16 protein-coding genes are annotated in these 17,386 nt (G+C 33.5%); 3 read left to right on the top strand and 13 right to left on the bottom strand.

Translation table 11 applies throughout. From position 1 onward, the window contains the following. Window positions 1-27 precede the first annotated feature (27 nt). Window positions 28-471, bottom strand: a complete 444-nt coding sequence (locus AACZ49_RS05465; protein WP_339652468.1) for a VOC family protein — start codon at window positions 469-471, stop codon at window positions 28-30. A gap of 86 nt (window positions 472-557) precedes the next feature. Further along, entirely contained in the window at window positions 558-1,985 is a 1,428-nt protein-coding gene (locus AACZ49_RS05460; RefSeq protein ID WP_339652467.1) for an amidohydrolase, read from the bottom strand. Between the two features lie 343 nt (window positions 1,986-2,328). Between AACZ49_RS05460 and AACZ49_RS05455 the strand changes: the two genes are divergently transcribed. After that, window positions 2,329-3,297 (top strand): DUF6340 family protein, encoded by a 969-nt coding sequence (locus tag AACZ49_RS05455; RefSeq protein WP_339652465.1) that lies wholly within the window; start codon window positions 2,329-2,331, stop codon window positions 3,295-3,297. Between the two features lie 3 nt (window positions 3,298-3,300). On the opposite strand, the gene AACZ49_RS05450 is transcribed toward AACZ49_RS05455, so the two are convergent. From AACZ49_RS05450 to AACZ49_RS05440, 3 genes are read right to left on the bottom strand one after another with little or no spacing between them, the layout of a single operon-like run. After that, a complete protein-coding gene (locus tag AACZ49_RS05450) occupies window positions 3,301-4,614 on the bottom strand; it encodes a deoxyribodipyrimidine photo-lyase (RefSeq protein ID WP_339652462.1) in 1,314 nt (437 codons plus the stop codon). Then, window positions 4,615-5,304, bottom strand: coding sequence for an SDR family oxidoreductase (locus tag AACZ49_RS05445; RefSeq protein ID WP_339652460.1), 690 nt, complete (start codon window positions 5,302-5,304; stop codon window positions 4,615-4,617). After that, entirely contained in the window at window positions 5,305-5,802 is a 498-nt protein-coding gene (locus AACZ49_RS05440) for an SRPBCC family protein (RefSeq protein ID WP_339652457.1), read from the bottom strand. 173 nt (window positions 5,803-5,975) lie between these two features. On the opposite strand from AACZ49_RS05440, the gene AACZ49_RS05435 reads away from it, so the two are divergent. Together AACZ49_RS05435 and AACZ49_RS05430 are read left to right on the top strand one after the other, a co-directional pair. Continuing rightward, entirely contained in the window at window positions 5,976-7,175 is a 1,200-nt protein-coding gene (locus AACZ49_RS05435; RefSeq protein ID WP_339652454.1) for a T9SS C-terminal target domain-containing protein, read from the top strand. 88 nt (window positions 7,176-7,263) lie between these two features. Then, window positions 7,264-8,109, top strand: coding sequence for a DUF2911 domain-containing protein (locus tag AACZ49_RS05430; RefSeq protein WP_339652452.1), 846 nt, complete (start codon window positions 7,264-7,266; stop codon window positions 8,107-8,109). A gap of 72 nt (window positions 8,110-8,181) precedes the next feature. Here the strand turns inward: AACZ49_RS05430 and galK are convergent, their stop codons facing one another. From galK to AACZ49_RS05390, 8 genes are all read right to left on the bottom strand, one after another. Beyond that, window positions 8,182-9,339, bottom strand: a complete 1,158-nt coding sequence (gene galK / locus AACZ49_RS05425) for a galactokinase (RefSeq protein ID WP_339652450.1) — start codon at window positions 9,337-9,339, stop codon at window positions 8,182-8,184. Window positions 9,340-9,366: 27 nt separating this feature from the next. Continuing rightward, on the bottom strand, window positions 9,367-11,100 hold the full coding sequence (locus AACZ49_RS05420; RefSeq protein WP_339652447.1) for a sodium:solute symporter: 1,734 nt from the start codon (window positions 11,098-11,100) through the stop codon (window positions 9,367-9,369). A gap of 111 nt (window positions 11,101-11,211) precedes the next feature. Further along, window positions 11,212-13,743, bottom strand: coding sequence for a PIG-L family deacetylase (locus tag AACZ49_RS05415; protein WP_339652445.1), 2,532 nt, complete (start codon window positions 13,741-13,743; stop codon window positions 11,212-11,214). A gap of 80 nt (window positions 13,744-13,823) precedes the next feature. Next, entirely contained in the window at window positions 13,824-14,402 is a 579-nt protein-coding gene (locus AACZ49_RS05410) for a mechanosensitive ion channel domain-containing protein (RefSeq protein ID WP_339652444.1), read from the bottom strand. 4 nt (window positions 14,403-14,406) lie between these two features. Then, a complete protein-coding gene (locus AACZ49_RS05405) occupies window positions 14,407-15,354 on the bottom strand; it encodes a septum formation inhibitor Maf (RefSeq protein ID WP_339652443.1) in 948 nt (315 codons plus the stop codon). Window positions 15,355-15,385: 31 nt separating this feature from the next. After that, entirely contained in the window at window positions 15,386-15,973 is a 588-nt protein-coding gene (locus AACZ49_RS05400; protein WP_339652441.1) for a Maf family nucleotide pyrophosphatase, read from the bottom strand. A gap of 2 nt (window positions 15,974-15,975) precedes the next feature. Then, window positions 15,976-16,503, bottom strand: coding sequence for an HAD-IIIA family hydrolase (locus AACZ49_RS05395; RefSeq protein WP_339652440.1), 528 nt, complete (start codon window positions 16,501-16,503; stop codon window positions 15,976-15,978). Continuing rightward, window positions 16,487-17,251 (bottom strand): DUF2520 domain-containing protein, encoded by a 765-nt coding sequence (locus AACZ49_RS05390; protein WP_339652438.1) that lies wholly within the window; start codon window positions 17,249-17,251, stop codon window positions 16,487-16,489. The genes AACZ49_RS05395 and AACZ49_RS05390 overlap by 17 nt, the downstream gene beginning before the upstream one ends. Window positions 17,252-17,386 lie beyond the last annotated feature (135 nt).

The following is a 17,386-nucleotide window of genomic DNA, read 5'->3' as shown; positions in this document are numbered from 1 at the left end:
GCGCTGAAATTTAAAATGTGCTAAAAATTAATGTACTGCATTATTAATTTCTACCCAATTATTTTCTGGGTCTTTAAGGTAGATTTGGCGAACACCATCCGCTCTTAAGGTTACTGAATTCTCTTTTCCTGGCCAATCCCAATACGTTACATTATTCTCTTCAAGATAAGTGATCAGCTCATCTAATTTCTGAGTTGCTAAACATAGATGAACACTTTTGCTATGCTCCATGGCAACGCTATCCTTGCCAATTAAATGTAATTGTGAATTTCCTTGAATTACAAACCATTTAAACCCCGATGGTGCAGATGGATGTGGAATTTCTTTTAGATTCAATACATTTTTATAAAAAGCACCAACCTTATCTAAATCTTTAACAATTACAGAGTAATGGTCATATTGAAAATTGAATGACTGTGCCGATGCGAATGAAACTGAAATAAAAATAAGTAATAGAAATATTTTTTTCATTTTAAAAAGTATGATTATTTGAATTTTCAAGTTACTCAAAAATGAAAGAAGCTATCGATTAAGATAGCTTCTTTTTATTTAATTTATTATTTGTTATTTAATGGTGGTGGACCATCGATCATTGGTTCATAAATTTCGTCACCTTTTCGTGTTTTGAATTCCTCTTTTACTTTGGTGACTAATTTCGGATTTTGGAAAAGATCTAACATGGACATGGCCATAGCTTTTGATGCATGAATCATTCCTTTATGACCTATAGACATTCCGCCACATGCCACAACGGCCCATGAATGCCATGGTGTGCCTGTTGGGGCAACAGAAACTCCTAAATTAATATTTGGAACATTCCAACTTACATCACCAACATCAGTAGAACCACCACCCGGATTTTCTTCTGTTTCTTTTAGCGGATGTATGGTACCATCCATACCAACTTCAGGTTTACCTGTTGCTTTCTGTATAGCTTTGCCAAATACTGTTTCTTCTTCGGTATATGAAATAGGACCTAATAATTCTAGGTTGTTCTGCATTATTTCTCCACCAGAACGGTTAACCAAAGTTTCGTAAATCCCTGAAACTAATGATATTTTATAATCTACATTAGCCATAATTGCAGCACCTTCGGCCATTGCTTTTACGCGTTCATAAGTGGGTAACATTTTAGACCTTTTAGGATCTCTTACACGAACCCATAGTTTTGCGTAATCTGGAACCACATTTACCACCTGACCACCATCTTGTATATGGTAATGAATGCGAGATGTTGGTAAAATATGTTCTCTATAATAATTTATTCCTGTCGTGTATAACTCTAAGGCATCTGAAGCGCTACGCCCATTCCATGGATCCATCGAGGCATGTGCAGACTGGCCATAAAATTCAACGATAAAATCAATTAAAGATAATCCGCTTTGAACATCTGCTTCAATACCTGCGGATGGATGCCAGCTTACATTTACATCTACATCATTCCACAATCCTGCTTTTACCATCCAAACCTTTGCGAAATATTTTTCCTCCGCTGGTGTACCTAAGAATTTTACGGTGCCGGTAATCTTTCCAGCATCCATTAATTCCTTTATGGCAATTGCTGAACCAAGACTTGCAGTACCGAACATGTTATGGCCACAACCATGACCAGCTGCACCTTCTTTAAATGGTTCTTTTACCGGAGATGTTTTTTGAGAAATACCAGGTAGGGCATCAAACTCACCAAGAATACTAATCACAGGACTTCCAGAACCATAAGTTGCCGTAAAAGCTGTTGGAATATCTGCTACGCCTCTTGTAACGGTCAATCCATTTTTTTCAGCATAATCAGCTAAAATTCGAGAAGATTCAGTTTCGTCGAAAGCAGTTTCGGCCAATGCCCAAATAGAATCACTGATTTTAATAAGTTCTTCTTTATGCTTTTCAATAGAAGAAATTAATAAATTTTTGTCCTTGCTCATTCTCTGAGAAAAAACTGAAGCACTCATGCACAAACAGAGCGCTATTAGAAATGTTTTTTTCATTTTAGGTAATGTTGGTTATTAATTTTCTCCAATTCTATAAGGAAGTAGAGGATTTTGATATATCATAGTAAATATACCAAATTACACTGTTTAATTGTAGTTACTGATTTGTACAAATACCACTATTTTTCAACTACTGAAAAATAGTAGTATTAAATAAGATTGATTTATATATGAGTAGAATAAAAACTTACCAATTATATAATTTTTAGTCTGATTTTTCGTTTATAATCAAATCGTTTTGTTTTATTTTTTTTGAATTATGAAAAATCTAGTTTTAAAACTACTATTAATTTTCGCATTATTTTCAATTGTTGCCTGAAGTTCAACAAATAGGCTAACGATGGGTATAACCCAACCAGCTCAGATTTCAATACCATCGGATGTTGCCAGTATTGGAATTATAAATAGGAGTACCGCATCTGAGAAAAATAAAATAGTTGATAAAATAGATAAAGTATTATCCTTGGAGGGACTTAATCTTGATAAGGAAGGAGCACAAAATACAATTCTAGGACTTAGTTATGAGTTAGAACAAGATAACCGTTTTGAAACTGTTAAAATAATTGAAGGTCAAAAAGATTTTGAAAAAGGATTAGGTGTTTTTCCTTCTGAGCTTTCATGGGAAATTGTAGATCAAATTTGTAAGGAAAATGGAGTTGATGTTTTATTTTCTCTTGAATTTTATGATACAGATACCGCAGTAGATTATGAAATGACCATGGTAAGAGTACCTAACAATTTAGGAATAGTAGCCGAAGTACCTGGACATAGAATCAAATTAAATACGCTTATTAAAAATGGATGGCGTGTATATGATCCTGCAAATAAAACTATAGTTGATGAATACATTTCAAATGATCAAGTCTATTCTTTAGGTGAGGGAATAAACCCAATAAGAGCTTTTGAGGCCGTATTGGGTCGAAAAGTGGCCGTGTTGGATGTAAGTACCAATTTGGGTACAAACTATGCAACATATACTAAGCCAGAGCGTATTCGAATCGCAAGAGATTACTTTGTAAGAGGAAGCTCTAATTTTAAAATCGCAAAAAGACGTGCACAAACTGGAAATTGGGACGGAGCTGCAGATTTATGGAATGCAGAATTGAACAATTCTAATTTAAAAGTAGCAGGTAGAGCCTATTACAATATGGCCATTAGTAATGAAATTAATGGATACCTTAATAAAGCGATTGAGTTTGCATCGAAAGCATATACCGATTATGGTAATAAGGAGGGCTTGCGTTACGTGAATATGCTTAAAAGAAGGGTAGTGAACCAACAAGAACTGGAAAGACAGATGGCAAAATAGAGATTAACTTAAAGCCTGTTTATAGGTTTCTAAACATCGTTCCCTGGCTATTTTATGGTCTACCATTTTTTCTGGATATTCATCGGTATTATATTCTGTTATCCATTTTTTAATATATTCTTTATTCTTGTCAAATTTATCGACCTGTGTCATAGGGTTGAAAATTCTAAAATAGGGAGCCGCGTCTACACCACTACCGGCTGCCCATTGCCAATTTCCTACATTTGAGCTCATTTCATAATCCAATAACTTTTCGGCAAAATAAGTTTCTCCCCATCGCCAGTCAATTAACAAATGTTTGCAAAGAAAACTTGCTGTTATCATACGTACTCTATTGTGCATGTATCCTGTTGCATTCAATTCTCGCATCCCTGCATCTACCAATAAATAGCCTGTTTTCCCATTTTTCCAATTTTCAAACTCTGCCTCATTATTTCTCCAATCAATACGGTCATATTTTGCTCTAAAAGCATGATTCACCGTATGGGGAAAATGCCACAAAATTGACATAAAGAATTCCCTCCAAATTAATTCGCTCCAGAATACTTCGTTTTCTTCTGCAATAGCCTTTTTTATTATTTTACGAACAGAAACAGTACCGAAACGTAAATGTGGACCTAAACGAGAAGTTCCATTTTTTATAGCGGGATAATTACGTGTATCTTCATAATTGTCTATTAGGGTTGGTGTTACATCATATTCTGGTACGTCAATATCAGATTTCGTAAAACCGATGTCGCTTAAAGACAAGTTTGGAAGTCGGGTATTTTCAATTAAACTCGATAAATATTGACTTGTATTATGAATATTTAAATCTGTGTCAGCATCAAAATTCTCTTTCCATTTATTTTTATAGGGAGTGTATACAACATAAGGGTCACCATCATCTTTAACAATATCCGATTTTTCAAAAATTACTTGGTCTTTGAACGCTTTAAATGTAATATTCCTTTCTAAAGAAAATGATTCTATTTGTCTATCTCTTTCTGTTGCATACGGTTCGTAATCTCTATTTGTAAAAATATTTTTTACCGAATATTCTTCGGTAATATTCTTTAAAATATCAAATGGTTTGCCGTAGTATATGGCTAAAGAACTATCGTTTTCCTCTTGAAGCGTTTTGCGCATTACCTGTAACGTATTATATAGAAAAGTTACACGAGCGTCATCTTTTGGTAATTTAGATAATATTTTTTTGTCAAAAATAAAAATTGGTAGTACTGGAAAGTCACTTTTTAATGCTTCTAAAAATCCTACATTATCATCTAGTCTTAGATCTCTTCTAAACCAGAAAATCGATATCTCTTTTTTTGACATTTAGTTTATGTTTAATGTAGAAAGGCCTCCATCGACACCTATAATCTGTCCGGTAATCCATGTACTTTTATCACTCAATAAAAATACTGCACTATTGGCTATATCTTCTGAATTACCTACCCTTTTTAGCGGATGACGTTCACTCATCATTTCTCTTTTCTTATCGTTGTTTAATAGTCTCTTGGCCAATGAAGTATCGACTAATGAAGGAGCAATCACGTTAACTCTTATTTTTGGGGCATATTCAGCTGCCATAGACTTTGCAAAACCTTCAATGGCACCTTTTGCGGCAGCTACACTTGTATGAAAAGGCATGCCGGTGCCTACAGCAATTGTACTAAAGAATACCATACTAGAGCCTTCATCCATTTTAGATATTATAGTTTTCACCACATTTACCAATGAAAAAAAATTGAGTTCCATATCTTCTTTAAAAGTGGTCAACCCCATCATTTTAAATGGTTTTAAATTAATGCTGCCAGGGCAATAAACGAATCCATCTATCTTTTCTGGAAGTTTTGTTATATCTAATGTGTCTTTAGTTGCATCAAATTCAATATGTACAATATTATGATGGGACAATGCCTCATCTGTACGAGAGGCTACATATATTTTATGTGTTTCTTGAAGCTCTTTTACGATAGAAAGACCAATGCCATGTGAACCGCCAATAAGAAGTACGTTTTTCATTTAAAATGATTTTAGTGTTAGTTCAGTTGGAACCCCTGATAGTGTTCCGAATAGTTCATTTAATTTTTGTTCCCGATGTTTAAAAATTTCGATTAGCTGTTTTCTCACAATTATTGGATGTGCTAATTGTCCCAAAATGCCAAATGGTATTTTATAATCGATTATGTCTTCCATTTCTACGCCTTCATCAATTTCTTTTATAAAGTGTTTATGATGCCAAAGAGCGTAAGGGCCGAAACGTTGTTCGTCTACAAAGTAGTTGCCTTCATTTACATGCGTAATTTCCGTTACCCATTTCGTAGTATAACCAGGGAAAGGTGAAACTTTATATTGTATAATTTGACCCGGAAACATGGGTCTATCAGAACCAGATAAAATATGAAATCCCATATGGTCAGGCGTTATTACTTTTAAATTCGCCGGATTAGATAGAAAACCCCAAGCTTCTTTCTTAGATATAGGTAAGGCTTGCTTGGAATGTAATTGATATAGTTTCATATTTGAAATTTCAACAAATATAGAACCAAATAATGTTTAATAAAAATTAATAATAGTTAAACAATGTTTGAATTAAATTTTACATGGTGGTCTAAAAATAGACTTTAACGAATAAAATAAATTTAGGTCGCATAAATAAACATATTTATCTTTTTTGTAGTTTATTGGTTGTTATGAAAAATCATCTTCGAAAGCTAAGTTTTGCCTTACTGTTCTTTTTAACAGTTGGTCTTTTGGCACAAGAAAATCTACAAACCCGTGGGCAGCTTCCTGATGATGTCTTTGAAACTTCAGGTTTGATTTATTTTAATGAGAGTCTAATTACCCATAATGATTCTGGGAATGAACCAATATTATATGAGTTAGATACCTTAAATTTATCTATTAAAAGGAGGATTACTATTTCTAATATTGCTAATATAGATTGGGAAGCAATTACGCAAGATGAAGAATTTATATATATAGGTGATTTTGGCAATAATCTTGGTATGCGTGTAGATCTAGCAATACATCGAATTTCTAAGGTAGATTTTATATCTTTTGATACCGTAGAAGCCACTACAATTAACTTTTCTTATGAAGACCAAGAAGATTTTAGCAATATGGGTAATAGTGACTGGGATGCTGAAGCTTTTTTTATAGTAAACAATCAGTTTGTTGTTTTAACCAAACAATGGAAATCTTTTGGTTCTGTTGCGTATACACTACCAATAACGCTGGGAATACATAAGGCAATTAGGGTAGGAGCCATTGCAGATGTTGGTCTTATTACAGATGTAACTTATGATGTTGTAACCAATAGGTTGGTGATTGTAGGGTATTCATCTATTTTGAGTCCTTTTATTGGTGTTGTTGAAGATTTAAATATAGAATCTCCATTTGATGGGTATACGCCACAAAATCTAGGTTTAAATTTTGTTCAAGCCGAAGGAATAACTCAAGTCAATTCAACGAATTACTTTTTTACTTCCGAGTATTATTCTAGACAAAGTCCTACAATTGAATCGATATCTAGATTGTTCTCTTTTGAGATTTCGGAAGATGTTCTTGAAATCCCTGAAGTACCTGAGGAACCCGAAAACCCGGAGACACCAATGGAACCTGATAATCCTGAACCTGAAAACCCAGAAGAAAATGATAAGTTAGTTATATTTAAAGATAACTTTACAAACCAATATCACTATTCTCTGTCAACCAATAAGGAGATATATGGTCAAATAATTTATGACGTTTCGGGTAGACAGATTTGGCAAAATTCTGGTAATATTGAAAAGAAAGGAACTATAGAACAACCGTTAGAATCTTCAATCTATTACTTGACTTTATATCTTGAAGATGGAATAATTGCGAAACCTTTCGCGGTATATCAATAGTAAGACCTTCGGGTATTTAGGAATATATTAACATTTCTCAAGTTTGTTTATAATTAGTTTTGCTATTATAAACTAATCAATAAAAATCATGAACAAAGTAGTACTTTTTTTAATAACAATTGTTGCTTCTTTAACTGTTGAAGCACAAATAAATACACCTGCAGCAAGTCCATCGGCTAAATTGATGCAAACGGTAGGTTTAACTGAAGTTATGATAGATTACTCTCGGCCTAATATGAGAGGAAGAGAAGTATATGGTAACCTTGTTCCTTTTGATAAATTATGGCGTACTGGTGCTAATGCCTATACTAAAATCACTTTTGATACCGATGTAACAATTGGCGGTAAAGAGGTCAAAGCAGGTACTTATTCTATTTTTACAAAGCCAGGTGCTTCTTCCTGGGAAATTTTCTTTTATACCGATATCGTAGGTGGTGGTACACCAAGTAATTGGGAAGAAAGTAAGGTAGTTGCACAATTAACTGTTCCTGTTTATAAATTGGATATGCCAGTTGAAACTTTTACTATTACTATTGATGATGTAATGAGTAATGGAGCTAATATTGGAATTATTTGGGCGAATACATACGTAGCTGTTCCATTTACTGTTCCTACTGATGCTACTGTTATGAAAAGTATCGAAAAAGCTTTGAATGGACCAACCGCAGATGATTATTATGCAGCAGCAGTTTACTACTCAAGCGAAGGTAAAGATATCAACAAGGCAAAAGATTGGATGAATAAAGCAATGTCAATGACCGAAAAACCAGCATTTTGGCAGCTTAGACAACAGTCTTTGATTTTAGCCAAAGCGGGTGATAAAAAAGGAGCAATTGAAGCTGCAAAGAAATCATTGGCAGGTGCTACTGAAGCTGGTAATGAAGATTATATTAAAATGAACAATGATTCATTAAAAGAGTGGGGATCTATGTAATCGATATCCTTAAAAAAGCTAAAAAGTCCGTGTATTTATACACGGACTTTTTAATTTTAAGACAATTATATATTAAGAGTACACCTTTACACCATCATCAATGGCTAAATGGTAATATTCGGCATCTATAGTTGTTTGATTTTTATAAGCTTCAAGTATAGAAGTTATACTTGATTCTAATTTAGAAGTCTGAATTAGGTTAATGGTGCATCCTCCAAATCCACCACCCATCATTCTTGAGCCAAGAACACCTTCTAAATTTTCACCAATTTTCACAAGAGCATCTAATTCTGAAGTTGTTATTTCATATTGGGTAGACATTGCCCAATGCCCTTCTTTTAAAATGTTTCCTACTTCTTCTGCATCTCCTTTTGTTAATGCTTTCATCATTCGACGAACTCGCTCATTTTCTTCAATTATATATTTTGCCCTTTTAATATCAATAGGATTAATTGTATCTGAAATATTTTTTAAGTCTTCTAATGTAACATCACGTAGCGAACTAACATCAGATTTGGAGAGTTTAACTTCATTAACAATGTTCTCGCAAGAAATACGTCTTTTATTATATTCTGAATCGACTGCTAGGTTGTGTTTAATATTAGAATTGACCAATACCCAACTGTAGCCATTTAAGTTTATTGGTATATAACTATGTGTTAGGTCTTTACAGTCTAAGAAAAATGCATTTCCTTTTTTTCCGAAGAGAACAGCATATTGATCCATTAAACCACAATTGAGTCCGATTTTGTGTTCTGCTTTTTGAGCAATTAGCGCAATCTCTTCTCTTGAAAGCTCCTTTCCTGAAATTTTGGTTATACCATATATAAAACCACAACACAGTGCTGCAGATGATGAAAGTCCTGAGCCTATAGGAATATCACCACCAAAAACACAATCCAGACCTTTTAAAGGGTAATTTTCAGAAATAAGTATTTCAATAATTGCCTTAAAATAATTTCCCCAAAAAGATTTGAATGTTTTATGGGTTCCATTAAGAGCAAATTCAATTTTTTCAGGCTGAGATAAAAATGCTTCAATTCGAATTATCTCGTTATTATTGGCTGAAACCGCAAAGTAAATTCCTTTTTCTATTGAGGCAGGTAGGACTAAACCTTCATTGTAATCCGTATGTTCACCTATTAGATTTATTCGCCCTGGAGCTTTAATAATAAGTGGATTATCATTATAGTTTCTTTTAAAATAAGATATAATAGTTTTATCTACCATTTACAGTTATGTAAAATATATTTGTTGTTAAATTGAAGGAAGTGGTTTTTTTAACATTCTATCAAACGCTTCAAATACAAAAGAAATAAGTATTACCATAGCAGCACCAAAAAAGTTTAGCCATAAATAGCCTAATTTTTCTTGACCTGAAGGATATATGTGTATTAAATAATAGTATATAATACAAATTATAATTTGTGTAACAATAGCAGCTAAAAATACTGCGTTACCTTTAATAAATTTAAAAAAGAAAGCAATAAGAAAAATGCCTAAAACATTACCATAAAAGATACTACCTATAATATTAACTAATTGAATCAAATTATCAAAAAGGTTGGCAACACTAGCTATGGAAATTGCCACTATGCCCCATAATAGCGTAAAGTACTTCGATGCCTTAACATAATGCGCCTCATTAAAATTACGGGTCATATTTCGCTTATATAAATCTAAAGCTGTAACTGTACCGAGTGCATTTAGTTCAGACGCTGTGGATGACATCGCAGCAGAAAGTATAACAGCCAATAATAACCCCACCAAACCAGTTGGTAAATTATTTAATATAAAATGGATAAAAACATAATCCTTGTCATTTGTTTCTACCAAATCATTTGCTTGACTAATCAATGATTTTGCAGCAATACGATTGGTACTGTCTTTTTGATTGATTCGGATAATTTGATTCTTTGCTTCTTCAACCGCAGTATATTCTTTTATTTCCAGAGCCGATGAAAATTTGTTCTGTGCGATTCTTTTCTCAGCCTCTAATGCAATTTGACCTTCCTGTAAAATTTTATAGTCATTGGCATATGGCGAATTCATGACTGCTTGGGTGGCAGATGGATTAAAGTTCAATGGAGATGGATTATATTGATAGAAAACAAAAACCATAACCCCTACCAACAGAATAAAAAACTGCATAGGTATTTTAAAAATAGCATTAAATACAAGTCCTAATTGACTCTCTCTAACTGATTTACCCGCTAAATAACGCTGAACTTGACTTTGGTCTGTTCCAAAGTAGGCTAGAAATAAGAATAATCCTCCTGTAATACCACTCCAGAATGTATATCGGCTAGAAGTATCCAGATCAAAATTTAATATTTCAAGTTTATTACTGGCACCTGCAATTTTCATTGCTTTACTAAAGGTTATATCTGATGGTAGATATCCTAAAATGAAAAAGAAGGTGATGAACATACCAGTCATAATGATGAACATCTGTTGCTTTTGCGTAACGCTAACAGCTTTTGTTCCTCCTGAAACAGTATATATGATTACAAGGGATCCTATAATAATGTTTAGGGTACGCAAATCCCAACCCAAAACTGCAGAGAGAATTATTGAAGGTGCGAAAATGGTGATACCGGCGGCAAGTCCTCTTTGAATTAAAAATAAAACAGCAGTTAAGGACCTAGTTTTTAGATCAAATCTATTTTCAAGAAATTCGTATGCCGTGTAAACCTTCATTTTATGGTATAACGGAATGAAAACCAAACATATAATAATCATGGCAAAAGGAAGGCCAAAATAAAATTGCACAAAACCCATTCCGTCATGAAATGCTTGACCTGGTGTCGATAAAAAAGTAATTGCACTTGCTTGTGTGGCCATTACGGATAAACCAATGGTCCACCATTTAGAGTCGTTGCCACCACGTACGTAATCGTCGACGTTTTTACTTCCTTTAGTTTTCCAAACTCCATATATAACTATAAAGAGTAAGGTGCTGGCCAAAATAATCCAATCTAATTCTTTCATATTAGTTGAATGAAGTCATGATATAATAGAAAATAAGGATATATATTAAATTGAGCACCAGAAGTATGGTGTACTCTTTTTTCCAAGTTGCATTTTCGTCTTTTGCTGTTTTCATCCCTTTATATTCTCTTTAATCTCCACCTTATCCTTACCTACTGAAAGCATATTTGAGAATAATTTATAAGCTCCAGGCACACCAACTGGTAATTCCCTAAAAAAACTAAGTCCAGTATAAATATAGTTTCCCTTCCCGTAAGGGGCAATTAATAAGCTGCCTTTTGTTATTTCTTCATCTTTATCGTGCATGCTCAAAATAGGAGTGAACTCTGAACTCCATTTATTTGGAAAATATAAACCTCTTTCTTGAACCCATCCTTTAAAATCATCTTGTTCTATTTTATTAGGGAAATTTACTAACGAATTTTCTTTTGCAATTATTTCGACAGCAGAATGTTCATTTGTAACCCGATCTCTAGAAATCTCTAGTTCATACGGAGCTATATTTTCAAATTGACTACCCCATCTACTTGCGGTATTGTATTGGACAACAACGGTGCCACCATTTTTGGCATAATCTAATATAAAACGTTGTTTGAATTTTAATTCTTCAACAACGTTATAGGCGCGTATGCCTAAAACTACAGCATCATATTTTGCTAATGATTCTGTAGTAATTGTAGTAGGGTCAATTATCTGAACATTATAGCCAATTTGTTCTAAACTAGTAGGTACTTCGTCGCCAGCACCCATAATATAACCAATATTATCGCCTGCTTTCTGTATGTTTAAGCGAACCACTTTTGCTTCTGAAGGTAAAAGCACTGTTTGGGTAGGTACATGGTCATAATCAATAGTTACTAGCTCTTTTGTTATCTCGTTGCCATTTAATTTTATGATAGGGGAGATAGTGCTTTCATTCTCTAAAGAAGGTGGACTTAAATTGAAATAGACTGTTTTTTCATCTCCTTTTTTTGCAATGAAAAAAGGCTGAGATTTGTTGTCTATTTGCCATTCTGACCCATAATTTAGTTCAATAGTACCAGAGATACTGTCATGGTGTGCTTTAATGATAACTGGAATTCTTTTTGAAGAAGCGTCTGCAAAAATTAAAACCTTATCAGCAAAACTAGCTGTAGCCTCGGGTATTATTTCAAAAGGCTGATATATTTCTCCTTTTTCGGGTTTGGCATATTTATATATTACCTCTTTAGTTACAGGGATAATAATACCATTAAAATCTATATTAAATGTTGTTGCGAAAGCACTTGGTGTTTCTGGTTTACCTATTAAATCGCTATCGTTTACGGTATAGGTTCCTAGTGTCCCTTTTTCCATTAACCAATAAGGGCTCGTAAAATCAGTTGTTATAGGTATATTTAGAATTGCTTTTTTTTCAAAAGAGTCATTATTCTTTAAATCAATTTCATTAATGGCAATATCTTGTTTATTAATGAAAACAGACTTTATTATTACATTAATAGTACTTCGATTTAAAGCTTGTATTTTTATATCAACAGTTTCAGCTGGGTTTGCATATGGTATTTCTGTAGTAGCTTCTAAGTACAATCCAGATATGGATGTTATTATATTTGTTAATTCTTCGGTTTTAATTGCTTTCCAGTGACCATCAGTAGTTTTCTGAAGTAATTGATAGGCTTTTAGTAGGGCAGGTAAATGAGACGTTGGATTTTTAAAATTGAAATTATTCTGTACTCCATATAGAATTTCGCCAATAGCTTTACCGCCTTTAATTCTAGACCAGCTAGTGTCTATTCCATCGAAAATATTGTTTTTATCCTCTGGTAAATCTCCTTTTAATAATTCTATATATTCATTTTCAGAGCCTCTTGTACTTAATCTGCCAAAACCTTGACATAGATGTTGGCTACTTGCTATTGAAGCTATTTCGTTATTCGACATGCCTAGCATAGGGTAGTAAACACCAACGTCCATATTTAACATTTTAGATTTGTCGGCCTTTTCAAAATTCTCTTCACTACCATAAAACCACCACGAAGTGTTGAAAAACAATCGTTTTGGTTGCCAGGTGCTAAAAGTCTTTAGTTGATTAGGATATGCATTTGCATCATTTGCAAGGTCAAATGCTTCAAAGCTTAGCATAGCGGAAGATGTATGATGACCATGAGTACTGCCAGGTGATCTATGGTCAAATCTATTAATGATAACATCGGGTTTGAATTTTCGAATTGCTTTTACCACATCTCCTAAAATAGCTTCTTTATTCCATATTTCAAGAGTTTCATTGGGGTGTTTAGAATATCCAAAATCATTTGCACGGGTAAATAATTGTTCCCCACCATCTACACGTCTAGCTGCAAGTAATTCTTGCGTACGTAAAACACCTAAAAGTTCCCTTAATTCAGGACCTATTAAATTTTGACCGCCATCACCTCTTGTTAACGAAAGATATCCTGTTCTTGCCTTGTTATTATTTGATAAAAAGGAGATTAACCGTGTATTCTCATCATCAGGGTGAGCAGCAATATATAATGCTGAGCCTAAAAAATTTAGTTTTTCAATGGAATGGTAGATATCTGATGGTGAGCTGTTTTTTGGTGCCTGAGATGAAAGAGTATGAAATACAATTAGGCAAAAGGTTGCTAACCCTAATAATTGGCGCATTTTTGGATGGTTTTTGTAGTAGAGCCAAATATAATAAGATAAGAATCTAACAGGGCTTTTTTACGAGTTCTTTAACAAAATTACATTGTTTGTTCTTCATCTTCGTCGGTATTTAAAAATTCACCTTGCTGATAGGTTGAAATTAGAATAACACCTTTTTGAAGAACCAAATTATTTGGATAGGTAAGAATCTCTCCATTGCTTCTTCTTAAATGAAGATGAAAGGCCCTAATATCTTCAATTACAAAAGAATCTATCTCTGTCGAATTTGTGTCGGTCAATTCTTTGTCTAAAATACGGATGGTGTTTCCTATTTTAAATGGAAAGGAGAAAAAGATGATAACCCCTGCAGTGATATTACTAAGTATTGACCATTGAGCAAATAGTGCAACACCTATGACAGCAAAAATCGAGGATAACATAACTCCTAAATCCTTATAATTTACACTCCACACTAAAGTGAGTGCGACAATAGCAATAATGGTTAACCCAATATTAATGAACTTGAGTATTAAATTGGTGCGAACAGGATTAAATTCACTGATCTTACTCACCTTTCTTACTGCAGTGGAAAAAAGAAATTTTAATATAAGAATAACGATAATAACAATAAGGCTATAGATAAGCTCATTGTGATGATTGGCAATAAAGTTTTTCATAAGGTTATAATCCTAAACTGTCACGCAAAGATAAATCCTTATTCGAATTTTGCTTCCAATATGGTGTTTTAATCCTGTTAATTATTGTTGCTGTAGAGGTCAATACTTTAGCTTTTTCACCAAAACCATCTTTATAAGAGTCCAACCAACCTTCAATTGTGTAAGGGAATTCACTACGGAAATTAATTTTTAATACCCTCTCTAACTCTGGATAGGTGATTTCATAAGTCTTTATTCCATCAGCTTCCGTTAAGGCTGTAATTGCTTTATAAGTCTTTAGTTCTTTATGGGTTAACCTTATAAATTCTAACGACGGGATCATATTTAATTCACCAATAGGTAAATCTGTAGGATTTATTCTGATTTTATTCCATATTTCATTTTCAAGATTAGCTTTGTCCAAATGATAAACTTGGTCTGCTTCAGAGCCAAAATAGGAGTGTGACATAATTTCAAAATCATTCCTGTTATTAAGTTGGGCATAAACATGACCACACCATTCTTGAGAAGAAAATGAAAGCTTCAGTGCATGTTGGTTGTCATAAACAGGATAGAAACTACTTGTCATAATAGAATAAGGGTAAATTCCTGTAATATAATTCTTTGTAGCATTCAGTTTAAGTACTGGAATATTATTGCTATCGTTGGTATCAGCTTTTACCTGTAGGCCAGGTAAAAATGGTTCGGTAACGAATATCATTACAGCATTTCCTTTTCTTATTTCGCCATATCTAGCTTGTTGTAATGAGTAAGATGTGATTTCTGCTGTGCCATTGAACCAATAATCTTTAAATTCTTGGGTAAGTTTCTTTTTAGGCTTTTGGATTTCTTTTTGCATAGAACCTATGGCCAATGTATCGCTATTTTCTACAGATTTTTCTTTGCATGAGGTTATTAATAATACTAATCCGAAAAAAAAGTAACGTATTGAATTGATTTTTAGATTATTCATAATCACAATGTTTTAAAGTATTAATATTATTTCAATCTACCATCTTAGTTAATGTTTCATAAACTAATTGGGTCGGTAGCCCAACAACATTAGTATACGAGCCTTTTATTTTTTCTATGCCAATTAGACCAATCCATTCTTGAATTCCGTAAGCACCAGCTTTATCAAAAGGAGCGTACTTTTCAATATAAAACCGAATTTCTTCATGCGTTAAATTCTTGAACTTAACTTCAGTTACTGAGTTGAGTGCAATTTGCCGTTCAATTGTGGTAAAACAAACCGAAGTGATTACCTGATGCCAATCTCCTGATAATTTTTTAAGCATACTTTCAGCTTCAGAGTCATTTGCTGCCTTGGCCAACGACTCATCTTTGTGCCATACCACTGTGTCTGAGGTAATTAATATGTCTTTTGTGTCTAACTCATTTTTAAAAGCACTTGCCTTTAATTTAGCTAAATAATCCGATATCTCGGCTGCTTTTAATTCGGAAGGATAAACTTCTTCAACAGATTTTAACCGTTCTTCAAAATCCAGTTCCATTTCCTTGAAAAACTGTTGTCTTCTAGGGGACCCGGAAGCTAAAATTATATGGTAATTTTTAAGTTTTTCTTTCAGCATAATTAATCGTTTGCAGCGCTAAAATGACTCATCCAGTCACCACGTACTTTTAAAACTTGTTCAATTACGTCTCGAACACAACCATGGCCGCCATTAATATGTGATATATAATTACTTATGCTTTTTACTTCAGCAACCGCATTTTGAGGACAAGCAGCCAAGGCAACTATTTTCATTGGTGGAATATCAGGTATGTCATCACCCATGTATAAAATGTTTTCTGCTTCAATTTGGTAGATGTCCATATACTCTTCTAAAGCATCAATTTTGTGGTGGGCACCCATATAAATATCTGTAACACCAAGTGCTTTTAATCTACTGCGAACACCTTCATTTGTGCCACCAGTAATAATACACACATTATACCCTTTAGTAAGCGCAACTTTTAATGCATAACCATCCTTTACACTCATTTTACGAAGCATTTCACCATCGGTTGTAATTAAAAGACTTCCATCTGTAAATACTCCGTCTACATCAAAAACGAATGTCGTAATGTCCTTTAAATACTCCTTATAACTCTTTTCCATGTTTCTCTTTAATTGCGTTACTTAATAAGGTATAAAGCTCCCTTTGGTGAGTGCTTTTAATTAATTGTAAATGTTTGTGTACTGTTTTTTGGTCGCCACGTTTTGCAGGCCCAGTTTGCGATTCGTAAGGGGTTAAATCATCTAGTTTGGCGGCAGTTTCCTTTATTAAGGGTTGTAATAGTTTAAAATCGATATTGCTTTCTTTGCAAATATCTGCTCCAATAGTATATAAGTAGTTGGTGAAATTATTTACAAATACTGCTGACACATGTAAAATTTTACGTTGTTCTGAATTTATCTCAATAACAGTATCGCTAAGTGTCTTTCCTAAATTTTGTAAAAGTTCAAGGTCCTTTTTATTCTTCGTTTCAATACATATAGGAATAGTTTCGAATGAAATAATTTTACCTTTTGTGAATGTCTGTAAAGGATAAAAAATTCCTGCTCGATTACATTTATGTAAAACCTCGATAGATGTTGCGCCAGAAGTATGAACAACAAGACCATCCAAATCTTTAAATTTTTCGGCTACTTCACCAATAGAATCATCTGACACTGCTAAAATATATATGTCTGCCGTAGGTATTCTACTGAAATCGGTGTTAATGGATACTTTTTCCTTGGCAAAAGCCAAGTGAATTTCATTTCGGCCGAGTACCTGTTTTATCTCTATATCGGGCACTTTATAAAACGCCTGAAAAAGATTTTGGGCGACATTGCCTGTTCCTACTATAACTACCGATATCATGCGGTAAAAATACAAAGTTTATTGAAGTTGTGTTATATTAATATTAACAGTTTTTAAGTTGTTTTAAAGCAGAAAAAGGAACACGTAAATGATGAAAAGAGCTTATTTTTGCATCTTGAAAATCAACGCCTTGCT

Origin of the sequence: uncultured Maribacter sp., from assembly GCF_963975365.1 — a bacterium.
Taxonomy (GTDB): Bacteria; Bacteroidota; Bacteroidia; order Flavobacteriales; family Flavobacteriaceae; genus Maribacter.
This window is presented reverse-complemented; position numbering and strand designations above follow the sequence as displayed.